This is a genomic window from uncultured Pseudomonas sp., assembly GCF_913777995.1.
GTDB lineage: Bacteria > Pseudomonadota > Gammaproteobacteria > Pseudomonadales > Pseudomonadaceae > Aquipseudomonas.
Genome location: NZ_CAJYVE010000030.1, coordinates 1 through 12,591 on the forward strand (window position 1 = coordinate 1; position 12,591 = coordinate 12,591).

Here is a 12,591-nt window from a genome sequence, read left to right on the forward strand (position 1 = left end):
CAGAACGGCTGATTGCAGCCGTTCTGCCACCACCTTGAGGAGAGGGGACTGCAGCAGGTTGATCAAGCGCCCTTGCGCAGCAATTGAAGGTTTTCTGCCGGCTCACTGGCGTGCAGCCAGCGCAACAGGGCACGGCGGCCGTTGATGCTCATCTTCACGGCAGCGCGCTTGAAATAGCTTTCCACGGTACTGACCTTCAGCGCCAGCCGCTCGGCCAACTCAGGCACCGTGTGGCCGGCCAGCAGGCCGATGCACACTTCGGTTTCGCGCTCGGAAAGGTTCAGTTCGCACGCGCAGAGACGTTCCTGGAAGCGTTCACGCAAGCCACTGAGGGCAGGAACCTTGTTGTCTACGCGGTGGGCGCGGCCATGCAGTGCGGTGACGTTGCTGGCGGAAGGCGTGGTGCTTGCGATGTGTTCTTCGATGATCGGCAGCAGCATCAGCGCCAGGTCTTTCAACTTTGCCCGCTCCTGGGGGGTGAAGGCGTCTTCAGAGGCGGTACGAAATACCGAAATCACGCAGCGTTGGCCATTCTTCTGCTGGTAAGAAGCCAAATGCATCTGGCAATTGGCAGCGGCCTTTACCGGTTCGTTACCCACTTGGCCGGCGATCACACGGCCGGCATCGCCGGCATGTTCATAAAGTTGTGCCGCCTTGAGTTGCTCTGGGCTCAGTACGATAGGTTCCGGCGGGGGAGCGCTGTTGGGCGAGGTGCTGCCGATGCAATTTCTGGGTACCGGGCCGGCCACGGGAATGCCGGAGCTGGCGCGGTATTGAGTAACGTGTGTAGCGTCTACCGGTAACGAGGCGTTGATCAGATCGTGAAGTAAGCGCGTGAAATGTCGGCTACCGGCGCCAGCGATCACTTTTCCCAAGTGCGGAAAGAGCTGTTGGATGTTCATCAAACTTCCCTTCTAAATTCAATAACCATGACTCAATAATCAAATTGAATGACGTCAATGCAATAAAAGGCATTAATGAGTTTAAGCGTGCGTGTGTGGGTAACTGCAAAGAAGGGAAGGCTAGGGCGATGAATGACTAGGCATAATCCTGATCTCCTGGATTCGACAGGCAGTTAACGGGCACAAAGCAGAGAGTTATTAGAATAGGGCTAAATGCTATCACTTACCGAAAAGACCAAGTCTGCGGTCGAGGTCAGTTGTTCAAGGTCTGTCTTCATGGGTCTACTCCAGTTGAGTCGCTCGGTCAGCCGGTAGATGCAGTGGGTGAATGTAATGATATGTTTCCGTACGAGTAACAATACCGATAACAACTAGTGGAGGCCAGCATTATCTAACACTCGCACTGATATTTTTTTCATCCCAGCTCATATTTTTTCATCGTGCCCACCGTTGTAAGGGGTGACATCAATGTGCTATCTCTTAGAGGGGCGACGCACCTACTTTAGCCTGTATTTTTACAACGATAAATACTTGTTTTTCCGTGACTTTTGCAATAGGTAAGCGGCAGCGAACAGTCGTTTGATTATGCCGAACAGTTGTTTGAATAAAGCCAACAAGCGTTTGAATAAAACCAACAAACGTTTGAACTTACCAAACGTTTGTTTGAATGGATCGGCGCCTGCCCGCAGGGCAACACGATCCTCGATAAAAATCGACTTAAGTAAGTGCGTAATGGGATCTATAACTCTTGAGACGGCTCCTGCTGCCAGTCGCCACCCAGTGCTTTGTAAAGATTGACCTCTGCCGTCAATTGCGAGAGGCGATCGTTAATCAGCGAGCTTTGCGCACTGTACAAAGAGCGTTGGGCATCGAGGAAGGTCAAGCTGCTGTCCAGCCCTTCTCGATAACGTGATTCGGCAAGCCGATAGTAATTCTCGCTGGCCTTGACCAGATTATGTTGAGCCATGACTTGCTGGCGGTAAGTCTGGCGCGCGGCCAACCCATCGGACACTTCCTGGAACGCGGTCTGAATACTTTTCTCGTACTGCGCGACGTCGATGTCTTTCTGGATCTTGGCGTAATCCAGGCTGGCGCGCAGGTTACCGGCATTGAACAGCGGGATATTGATCTGCGGCTGAAACGTCCAGGCCTTGGAGCCCGCCTTGAACAGACCGGACAACTCACTGCTGGCGGTGCCGCCGTTGGCAGTCAAGGTGATGCTGGGAAAAAACGCCGCCCGCGCTGCACCGATGTTGGCATTGGCCGCCTTGAGCTGGTGTTCGGCCTGCAGGATGTCAGGCCGGCGTTGCAGCAGTTGTGACGGCAACCCGGCGGGCATCTGGGCGATCAGATCATCACTGATCGGTTCGCTGGGAACGCTGATCTGCACTGGAGCGCCCGTGAGCAGTTGCAGATTGTTCTGGCCCTGGTCCACTTGCCGCTGGTATTGCGCCACCCGCGCCCGGGCGCTCTCGACCTGAGTACTGGCCTGGCTCTGGGCCAGGGCCGTGGCGCCGCCGGCGCTGAGCTGCTGCGTGGTCAGCGACAGGCTCTTTTCGTAGGCTTCCAGAGTCTGTCGCGCCAGCGCCAGCTGTTCCTGATCGGCGCGCCAGCTCAGGTAGGCCGTGGCGACGTTGCCGATCAGACTCAGCCGGGTGCTGCGCTGGGCCTGCTCCTGGGCCAAGTACGCCTCTATCTTTTCCTGGCTCAGGCTGCGGTTGCGGCCGAACAGGTCCAGCTCATAGGCGCTGATGCCCAGCCCGACCGAGTAATTACCCGCCGTGCTGCGTACCCCCGAAGTGGACAGGTCCGCCGGTACGCTCTGACGAGTGCCGGAGCCCTGTATCGACACGCTGGGAAACAACGCACTGCGCTGAATACGGTATTGCGCCTGAAACGCCTGAATGTTGAGCAGGGCCACGCGCAGATCACGATTGTGGGTCATTGCCGTATCCAGCAACTGCACCAGGGCCGGGTCGCGGAAGACCTGTTGCCAACCGTATTGCCTGGCTTCACCCGTGCTCAGCACGGCGCTGCCTTGTGCATAGGCTGCAGGCACTGGCGGAGCAGGGCGCTGGTAATCGGGAATCAGTGAACAGCCACTGAGTAAAGCGAGCGTCAGCCAACCGGGGGAGTAGCGAAACATGGACGCAACCTTATCTGAACATTCTGCAAGCTTCGGTCAATCAGGGTGGCTTAGTTGCGGCGCTCAACCGCTCTGGCTCATCCCGATCATCCATTTGACCAGTCCGTGACGTCCTTTCACCCCTAGCTTGGCAGCCGCACGCTTCAAATAGGTTTCAATGGAGCTGTTTTTCACGTGCAGTTTTTCAGCCATTTCGGGCACCGTGGCGCCCGCAAGCAGGCCCAGGCAGATCTCTCGCTCCCGCGTGGACAGCTGGGTGTCAGTGAGCTTGAGTTTCTCATTGAAGTCGCGCTGCAGCTCCCGCCCACCGGAAGTGTCGGGCGTCATCTGAGGCAAGTCGCAGAGCTCCCGCGTCGCCTGGGCATGACGCTCGAGCAGCGGCAAAAGCGTTTCTGAAAAGTTCTTCAGAAACGAGAGTTCATGGATCGAGAAGTCTTTTTGCGGGGTGTGGCGGTGCAGTGAAATCAGCCAGTAGCGATTGGACTTTCTGGACGCGACGTTACAGCACCAGGCATCCAGGCAGGGAGTAGGTTCCTTGACCATGGCGCTGGGGTATTTGCTGTGTATGAGCGGGGCTTCTTCCGATTCGAGCAGGCGTTCCAATAACCAGTCATGGTCCTGGGCGCAAGTTCCAGAGGCTGCCGGAGCACTGCCGATAAGCCAGGTGTTGATCACCTTGCGCTCGTGTTCATCAATCGTCCACTCACTGAGTTCGGTCAGATCGATCGGCACTGAATCATTGATCAAGTCGTGCATTTGCGACACGAAGTCATTGCTGCCCACGCTTGATATCAACCGCCCCAGGGCCAAGAAGTAGGCGGAATGCTTACCTGTTTCCTGTAGCTTGGAATTCATCGTTCTCTCTCGTCACAGGCTCCGGCACACCGCTGTCCGTAGCGCTTCCATTGAACGTGTACAGGACCGGACAATGCAGTGATCCGGCCATCTGATACGTCGAAACTACAGAGTGAGCTGAAGAGTGTCTGTCGCCGAAAACAGGGACAAAGGGTTGTAGTTAATGTGCCATTATCGGACTAGCACTACAACTTGTCCCGGTTTGCAGGGACAGACGCAAAACCGGCAGTCGGCCTAGAGTAAATACCGCATTCGAATGATTTGACCGCCTTTAGTTCCCGGCCCAAGTCCGTGGTACGGCTGGCTAAGTTGGTACATCCGTACGAACTAATAACTTGGCACAACCGTGCAAACTAGAGTTTTGGTACAACTGTACAAACTAGGAGCGAGGTGGTGAAGTTTAAATGGCCCTTTCGCGGCTGGAGCTGGCGCAAGATTCTGGTGCGGCTGGTGCTGGTCGACTCGCTGTTCTCGCTGGCAAGTTATGCGTTCTATCGCTATGCAACCGAACCTGAAGAGTCGGGTTACATCACTGCGCCGGTACGCGAAGGACGCCTTGAACAGGCAGTGATCGCCAGCGGCGTACTGCAAGGTAGCCGCCAGCTGGATGTAGGCGCTCAAGTTTCCGGGCAGGTCAAGCAAGTGCTGGTCGCGCCTAACGACCAGGTTCGCCATGGCCAGTTGCTCGCCGAGATCGACCCCTTGCCGGCGCGCAATGCGTTGCGCCAGGCACAGGTGCAAGTACAGCTGCTTGGTGCGCAGGCCGACGCCGCCCGCTTCAAGCTCGAGCGTGCCGAGCAGGCGCAACGGCGCTATCAGCGTCTCATCCAGCATGGAGCCGTCTCTGCGCAAGAAGCCGAGCAGGCACGTGCCGCCTATGCCCAGGCCAAAGGCGACTACGCCTCGCAGATGGAGCAGTCGCGCAAGGCACGCGTTCAACGCGACACCGCCCAGGTCAACTTGGAGTACACCCGCATCCTGGCCCCGGCCGACGGCACCGTGTTGGCCATCGTCACCCAGCCAGGCCAGACGGTCATCGCTGAGCAGGCGCCACCGGTCCTGTTGAAAATGGCCGACCTGAGCCGGATGACGATCAAGGCGCAGGTGGCCGAAGCGGATGTACTGCGCATCCACCCAGGCCTGCCGGTGTACTTCACCCTGATGGGCGACCCCGACACACGTTATGAGGCGACCCTGCGCGAAATCGAACCGGCGCCTCAACATCTGGCCGGGCAGGGGAGCAATGCCGGCTCGGGCAAGGAGGCGGTGTTCTACACGGCGGTGTTCGACGTGCCCAACCCGCAGGGGCGCCTGCGCGTGAGCATGAGTGCCGATGTGCGCATCGTGCTGGGCGTGGCTGAAAACGCCGTGAGCATTCCCCTGGCAGCGCTTGGCGCCAAGGATGCGCAAGGGCGCTTCGAGGTCAAGGTGCTGGAGGAGGGTGACAAGGTGCGCACGACACAGGTCGAGACCGGTTTGCGTAATCAGAGCCAGGTGCAGGTGCGGTCGGGGCTGAAGGCTGGGGAGCGGGTGGTGTTGGCGGAAAGGGATAAAGGAACGTTGTAGGTGCACGCCTGATGACCAGGCCCATGATCAAACTGGACCCTTGTCGCGTAACCGTGTCGAAATGCTACTTTTGGCTTTAGGCTGGACGAGAGGCGCACCGTAGCGTCCGTTCGGTGACTCGGACCGGAAACGTCCGCATGTCCACATAGTAGGAAGGCAGATGGCCAGGCCGGCAACAGACGAACATTTAGCCCCCGATCTCGCACAGACCCGCAAGCAGTGGTGTGACCACTTCGCCGATGACCATGGGCGTGTGACTGCATGGATGTTCATCCCACACGAGATACTTGAGCCGCTCATGACCGGGCGCTTGCGGCATTGCTCGATCGAGTTTGCTGACGACGACCCGATGTTCCGCATGGCCTATCAGTGGATGATTGACGTCATGGAGGCTTCAGGCATCCCCTCAGCAAAAACCGGCGTGAGTCCCTGGTGGTGCTGGGTCAGAGCGGGTTATGGAGAAACCAAACCCACCGCTCGGTGCGGTACCGACGATCAGCTTCTGCTGGAGTTGAGTATTCCCCGTCACGAGCTGCTGCTTTCTGACTTTGATATGTGGCATGTCCCGCTGAACTATTGGATTAATGCGGAAGGCGAAGCTGAGGAACGATTCGAGCGCGAGATTAACGCAGCGGGTCTCTGTATCTATGACGATAAGCCGCTGCCGGAGCCATTTCATTCGGCAGTCCAAGCGACCTGGCTGGACATCTTTCGACTGGATGTCGTCAACGGCTTTACTGTGGATTTCCAGCAGAAATCGATCCAGGGTGTTTTTTGGACCTTGACGCCTGACATGGTCAAAGGGGTTGTGGAGCCTGCGCCGGATTTCGAGGTTGATGAGCACGAGGCGCCAGTCGCGTTCTGACTGGAACGCCCGACACCTCTGGATTTGCTGGGCTCAGCCAAGGTTGCTGGAAAACGTGTGGGAGTTGGAGTTAGGTACCAGAGCGGACTGACAGATTTTCAAGTACAGGGCCGTTAGGGGATATTTTGATCCCAGTGGCGCGAACGAGGGGATTCTAGGGGACATGGTGCTCAGGAGCTGTAATATGTAATACATAATTTAACATAATATACATTATGCGTAACGACGTATTACCAAATGTGAGCCCATCCCAGGCGCATTTCACGTTCTCGTTCACCACCAAAGGCACGGCACACCCACGACAGCGTTTTTCGATGAAGCCTCATCATGAGTGTGCCCGTTCACTTTGTTTCAGTCCGCTGCCCGGCTACCGGCAAAATAATCGGTCGTTCGCAACTGCAGGCTGTACACCCAGATGCCGAAAACCAGGGCGTACTCTTTGAACATCGGCATGCTCAGTAGATGCGCCGCAGACTCACCGCGCAGGTGGCTGAACATGATCGCCAGACCAGTCACCAGAGCCAGGACAAAGCACCACGAACAGCTTTTCTTCTTGCTCCAGAGCAACAAGCCGCCCAGGCCCATCAGCCCTGAAACCACACAATAGATCAGTAGCGAAAAGATCGAGATATCACCCAGCCTGGCTTGTATATAGCCTTCGGTGAATACCCAGAAACCGGTTTGGAACAGCACGATCAAGCAGTAAAAGACGGTCATGAACACCGGTACGGGACGTGAGTCATACCAGGGCTTTGACAGGTAGCGCTCCATGGTGGAATTGCTCCTTCAACACGAAATGAATGAATGTTTCTTCGGCGCCAAGGGCTGTGACGCCAGGCGTCAGATGGGCCGGAATCCGGCCCCGGCCACCCATCGGTCACAGAGTTTTGAGTTCTTGTGCCTCAGGGTGGATTTTCAAAGGGTCACTTGGCGGAACTTGAAGACAGCAAAAGCCGCATTTTGTGCCTCTAAAAGATGTACTCGGCCTGTCAGGGCTTGACTCTCTACCCGCCTCCGTATTCCATGGCAACCCATCATCATGCAGAAAACTGATAACTCAACTAAACGAACATTTAGTTGAGTTATTTAATGCCCGGCGTCGGCCACCTAATCGTCACCCTGCCCTCCGTTATCCCAGAAGCCCCGTTTCGTAACGCCACAGAGCCTTAGAAGCCTCGCCGCAGAGCCTTCTCTGGCTGGAGCGTCGCCCCACCCTGGGTAGCCTCGCTTAAAGCACGGATTCTGCGCTGCTACGAATCCACGGCAAATTCCAGCAAAAAGTACCGAACGTCTTCCACTGACGCCTGTCACACCCTTTACGGACACCCTCTTTCTTGCACCGCTCGATCGTTTCAGCCACGCATCATGAGCACCAGCTTGACTGGGTCTGGATTTTTTATTGATTGATTGTTCAATATAGATAACGTAGGCTGATTTTTGTCATGCGGCCTCCTCCACGGACCGCTTCCTGGCGAAAAACATCGCTGGCAGCCGCTGCCGGCAAGCTCAAAACCGCACGCCCGAAGGATGCGGATCGCCGATAAACCATTGCACTTGCGAGAACTTTATGGCCCGTTTCGAAACTCAAAAACTCTATATCGATGGCGCATATGTCGATGCCAGCGGCTCGGAAACCTTTGATGCCATCAACCCTGCCACCGGTGAAGTGCTGGCCAAGGTTCAGCGCGCAACGGCCGCCGACGTAGAGCGCGCGGTAAAGAGCGCTGAGAAAGGCCAGAAAGTCTGGGCGGCGATGACCGCGACAGAACGCTCGCGCATCCTGCGCCGTGCCGTCGACCTGCTCCGCGAGCGCAACGACGAACTCGCCATGCTGGAAACCCTCGACACAGGCAAGGCCTACTCGGAAACCCGCTACGTCGACGTGGTCACCGGTGCCGATGTGCTGGAGTACTACGCCGGCCTTGCGGTGGCCATCGAAGGCGAGCAGATCCCGCTGCGTGACACCTCCTTCGTCTATACCCGCCGCGAGCCACTGGGTATCACCGCCGGTATCGGTGCGTGGAACTACCCGATCCAGATCGCCCTGTGGAAGTCCGCCCCGGCCCTGGCCGCGGGTAACGCGATGATCTTCAAGCCCAGCGAAGTCACCTCGCTGACCACCCTGAAGCTGGCGGAAATCTTTACTGAAGCCGGTCTGCCCGATGGCGTGTTCAACGTACTGACCGGCAGTGGCCGCGACGTGGGCAGCCTGCTCACCGAACACCCGCAGATCGAGAAAGTCTCCTTCACCGGCGGCACCAGCACCGGCAAGAAGGTCATGGCCAGCGCTTCGGCCTCGACCCTCAAGGAAGTGACCATGGAGTTGGGCGGCAAGTCGCCGCTGATCATTTTCGAAGACGCCGACCTGGACAAGGCCGCCGACATCGCGATGATGGCCAACTTCTACAGCTCCGGGCAGGTTTGCACCAACGGCACCCGCGTGTTCATTCCTTCGAGCATGAAGGCGGCCTTCGAAGCCAAGGTGCTGGAGCGTGTCAAACGCATCCGCATCGGCGACCCAACCGACGAGAACATCAACTTCGGCCCGCTGGTGAGCTTTGCGCACATGGAAAGCGTGCTGGGCTACATCGCCAAGGGCAAGGAGCAAGGCGCACGCCTGCTGTGTGGCGGTGAGCGCCTTACCGAGGGTGCTCTCGCCCAGGGCGCCTATGTGGCGCCGACCGTATTCACCGACTGCCGCGACGACATGACCATCGTCCAGGAAGAGATCTTCGGTCCGGTGATGAGCATCCTCAACTACGACACCGAGGAAGAGGCCATCCGCCGTGCCAACGCCACGGACTATGGCCTGGCCGCCGGTATCGTGACCCGCGACCTGAATCGCGCCCACCGCGTCATCCACCAGCTGGAAGCCGGTATCTGCTGGATCAACGCCTGGGGCGAGTCGGCTGCACAGATGCCGGTCGGTGGCTACAAGCAGTCCGGTGTCGGGCGTGAAAACGGCATCTCGTCGCTGGCCCAGTACACCCGCATCAAGTCGATCCAGGTCGAACTGGGCGACTACGCCTCGGTGTTCTGACGCCAGGCCGCATCGGCACCTCGCCGCTGCGGCTTTTGCTCCTACCGCGCACTCGCAGGGTGTGCAAGTGCGCCAGTAACCGTTTTCGCGGCTCAAGCCGCTCCTACATGAGGACGTCTGTATGTCCCAAGAATTCGACTACATCATCATCGGTGCCGGCTCGGCCGGTAACACCCTCGCTGCGCGTCTGACCGAAGACGCCGGTGTCACCGTCCTGCTGCTGGAAGCCGGTGGCCCGGACTACCGTCTGGACTTCCGCACCCAGATGCCGGCCGCCCTCGCCTACCCGCTGCAAGGCCGCCGCTACAACTGGGCCTACGAGACCGACCCAGAACCGCACATGAACAACCGTCGCATGGAGTGCGGGCGCGGCAAGGGCCTGGGTGGCTCGTCGCTGATCAACGGCATGTGCTACATCCGCGGCAACGCCATGGACTTGGACAGCTGGGCCAAGCTGCCCGGCCTGGAAGACTGGACCTACCTGGACTGCCTGCCCTACTACCGCAAGGCCGAGACCCGCGACATCGGCGCCAACGACTGGCATGGTGGCGACGGACCGGTCAGCGTGGCCACGCCCAAGGCCGACAACAACCCGCTGTTCGCCGCCATGGTCGAGGCCGGTGTACAGGCCGGTTACCCGCGTACTGACGACCTCAACGGTTACCAGCAGGAAGGCTTCGGCCCGATGGACCGCACCGTGACGCCGAATGGGCGCCGCGCCAGCACCGCCCGCGGTTATCTGGACACGGCCAAGCAGCGCAACACCCTGACCATCGTCACCCATGCCACCACTGACCGCATCCTCTTCGAAGGCAAGCGTGCCGTGGGCGTCAGCTACCTGGTGGGCAGTTCGACCAATGCCGTACAGGCCAAGGCCCGCAAGGAAGTGCTGCTGTGCGCCGGTGCCATTGCCTCGCCGCAGATCCTGCAGCGCTCTGGCGTCGGCCCGGCCGAACTGCTGAACAAGCACCAGGTTCCGGTGGTGCACGAACTGCCTGGCGTGGGTGAGAACCTGCAGGACCACCTGGAAATGTACATCCAGTACGCCTGCACCCAGCCGGTGTCGCTTTACCCGTCGCTGCTGTGGTGGAATCAGCCAGCCATCGGTGCTGAGTGGCTGTTCAACGGTACTGGCATCGGCGCCAGCAACCAGTTCGAGGCCGGCGGTTTCATTCGGACCCGTCCGGAATTCGAATGGCCGAACATCCAGTACCACTTCCTGCCGGTAGCGATCAATTACAACGGTACCAAGGGCGTCAAGGAGCACGGTTTCCAGGCTCACGTGGGCTCGATGCGCTCACCGAGCCGCGGCCGCGTGCAGATCAAGTCCAAGGACCCGCACGAGCACCCAAGCATCCTGTTCAACTACATGTCTACCGAGCAGGACTGGCAGGAGTTCCGCGACGCGATCCGCATCACCCGTGAAATCATCGCCCAACCGGCGCTGGACCCCTATCGGGGTCGCGAGATCAGCCCCGGCCTGGACGTGCAGACCGATGAACAGCTCGATGCCTTCGTGCGTGAGCATGCAGAAACCGCCTATCACCCCTCCTGCACCTGCAAGATGGGCACCGACGAGATGGCCGTGGTGGATACCGAGGGCCGGGTACATGGCCTGCAGAGCCTGCGCGTGGTGGATGCGTCGATCATGCCGGAGATCATCACCGGTAACCTCAATGCCACCACCATCATGATCGCCGAGAAGATCGCCGACCGCATTCGCGGTCGTCAGCCGCTGCCTCGCAGCACGGCGGCCTACTACAAGGCCGATGGCGCTCCGGTGCGTCGCCCGCCCATGCGCAAGACGCAGCACACCGACGGCATCCCGTCGCTGGATGCGCTGCAAGAAGGCGTGCCAGCGCGTGAGCCTGTGACCTCCTGATTCGGGGGCATGAACGAACGAGAGCGGCCGGGTGCAAACCCGCGCCGCTCTTTTGCGTCATGAGGCGAGTAAAGGCCGCTCGCCTGCTTGTCCCACCGGGCTCAGGCGTTGGAAATGCGATTGACGCTGGTGATGCGGCCGCTCCAGATCATTTCGAAATGCGCGCTCTGGATCACTGAGCGCACATGCCGCGGCGTCATCAAGGCCCAGCACAGGCTGCCGGGCGCGCGTACCGAGCGGTAGCGCAGGCCGGGGCAGGCATGGTCATGGGCGTCGCGGCCCAGGCGCCTGGCAGCGGTGTAGTCATCCGGATCATGGATGGGGTCGTCGAGACCGCGCACCGCCGCGTCACGGCAGCCCTGGTTGCTGAAGTGGCACACCAGGCTGCGGAACACGAAGCGCTCGTAGCTCAAGCCTGGCACATTCGACCAGTAGCGATCTTGGTGATAGCGCACTTCGGCGAGCGCGGTGTCTACGGTGTCGGCCAGGTACAGCACCCCGAAGCTGCCGTCGCTGAACCGCGAACCGGCCGGGTTGACGTGGGTGAAAGGCGCTACAGCGTAGGAGCAACCGACGATGCCGAAGGGAATCTCCGGCAGCGCGATCAGTTCAAGACGGCCGATTTCATTCTGCAAGCGCGGGTTGGTCAGTGCCTGGATCTCATGCAGCGTCGCGAATTCTGCCGCGTCGGCGACGTCGTCGAACAGGTCGATGGGCGGAAAGCGGGAGTTGACCAGCCGGTGGGCCTTGAGTGTTTGTCCCGGAAATTCGGTCAGCGCTTCAAGCTTCACCATTGGGCGCACCGCAAGGCGTCGATGCGGCGGAAGGTCTCGTACAACGAGATGATGTCGCCCTGGGCCATGATCTCCAGCGGCGCACGGCCATTGAAAAATTCGTTGTGGTTGGCCAGGGTCGGAAAGCCATAGACGTTGGCGGGGTTGTCGAACATCGTGCGCAGCGCAGCATGAATGTTCAGCACGAAACTGACGCGCTGCATCTGGTCCAGGTCCAGGTTCACCGACCAGGCGTCATCCGCCTGCCGGGCACGGGTGCAGGTGCTGCGCGAAATGCGCAGGATCCGGCAGGCCTGCTCACCGGACGCCTGCCATTTGTCCAAGACGCGCAGCGCCGCCCGCAGGCCAGTTACGCACTGGCTCTTGGTGAACGGCATGGTATGGAGTGCTGTAGTCATGGCCGGTCTCATTGCTGATCTGTAGAGGCAGGTATAGCAATGATGTGTCCCCAGAGTCAACGCGGATAATGCCAGGGTACGCCCGTCTGATACGGGTCGCGAACGCGAAAGCCTTGATCTTGAGCGGGCCGCTGCAGCATCCC

9 protein-coding genes and 1 pseudogene are annotated in these 12,591 nt (G+C 59.2%); 4 read left to right on the plus strand and 6 right to left on the minus strand.

Annotation, left to right across the window (positions count from 1 at the left end; translation table 11 throughout):
- Positions 1-62 precede the first annotated feature (62 nt).
- From QZ497_RS12975 to QZ497_RS12985, 3 genes are all read right to left on the minus strand, one after another.
- Positions 63-902, minus strand: a complete 840-nt coding sequence (locus QZ497_RS12975) for a helix-turn-helix transcriptional regulator (RefSeq protein WP_295475409.1) — start codon at positions 900-902, stop codon at positions 63-65.
- A gap of 739 nt (positions 903-1,641) precedes the next feature.
- Positions 1,642-3,048, minus strand: coding sequence for an efflux transporter outer membrane subunit (locus tag QZ497_RS12980; RefSeq protein WP_295475412.1), 1,407 nt, complete (start codon positions 3,046-3,048; stop codon positions 1,642-1,644).
- A gap of 63 nt (positions 3,049-3,111) precedes the next feature.
- The gene (locus QZ497_RS12985) at positions 3,112-3,903 is read right to left on the minus strand and encodes a helix-turn-helix transcriptional regulator (RefSeq protein ID WP_295475415.1); all 792 of its coding nucleotides are present in this window, start codon (positions 3,901-3,903) and stop codon (positions 3,112-3,114) included.
- 393 nt (positions 3,904-4,296) lie between these two features.
- On the opposite strand from QZ497_RS12985, the gene QZ497_RS12990 reads away from it, so the two are divergent.
- A complete protein-coding gene (locus QZ497_RS12990) occupies positions 4,297-5,469 on the plus strand; it encodes an efflux RND transporter periplasmic adaptor subunit (RefSeq protein ID WP_295475416.1) in 1,173 nt (390 codons plus the stop codon).
- A 160-nt stretch (positions 5,470-5,629) separates the two neighbouring features.
- Positions 5,630-6,334: a DUF3841 domain-containing protein gene (locus tag QZ497_RS12995; RefSeq protein ID WP_295475419.1), complete on the plus strand. Its 705-nt coding sequence runs from the start codon at positions 5,630-5,632 to the stop codon at positions 6,332-6,334.
- 351 nt (positions 6,335-6,685) lie between these two features.
- Here the strand turns inward: QZ497_RS12995 and QZ497_RS13000 are convergent, their stop codons facing one another.
- Positions 6,686-7,105 (minus strand): hypothetical protein, encoded by a 420-nt coding sequence (locus QZ497_RS13000; RefSeq protein WP_295475421.1) that lies wholly within the window; start codon positions 7,103-7,105, stop codon positions 6,686-6,688.
- Positions 7,106-7,901: 796 nt separating this feature from the next.
- Here QZ497_RS13000 and betB point away from each other — a divergent pair.
- A complete protein-coding gene (gene betB, locus QZ497_RS13005) occupies positions 7,902-9,374 on the plus strand; it encodes a betaine-aldehyde dehydrogenase (protein ID WP_295475424.1) in 1,473 nt (490 codons plus the stop codon).
- 121 nt (positions 9,375-9,495) lie between these two features.
- A pseudogene (betA, locus tag QZ497_RS13010) lies at positions 9,496-11,175 on the plus strand (choline dehydrogenase); the annotation flags it as partial.
- 182 nt (positions 11,176-11,357) lie between these two features.
- Here the strand turns inward: betA and QZ497_RS13015 are convergent.
- Both QZ497_RS13015 and QZ497_RS13020 read right to left on the minus strand, forming a co-directional pair.
- On the minus strand, positions 11,358-12,050 hold the full coding sequence (locus tag QZ497_RS13015; protein WP_295475427.1) for an RES family NAD+ phosphorylase: 693 nt from the start codon (positions 12,048-12,050) through the stop codon (positions 11,358-11,360).
- Positions 12,044-12,448, minus strand: a complete 405-nt coding sequence (locus QZ497_RS13020; protein ID WP_295475430.1) for a hypothetical protein — start codon at positions 12,446-12,448, stop codon at positions 12,044-12,046. The genes QZ497_RS13015 and QZ497_RS13020 overlap by 7 nt, the downstream gene beginning before the upstream one ends.
- Positions 12,449-12,591 lie beyond the last annotated feature (143 nt).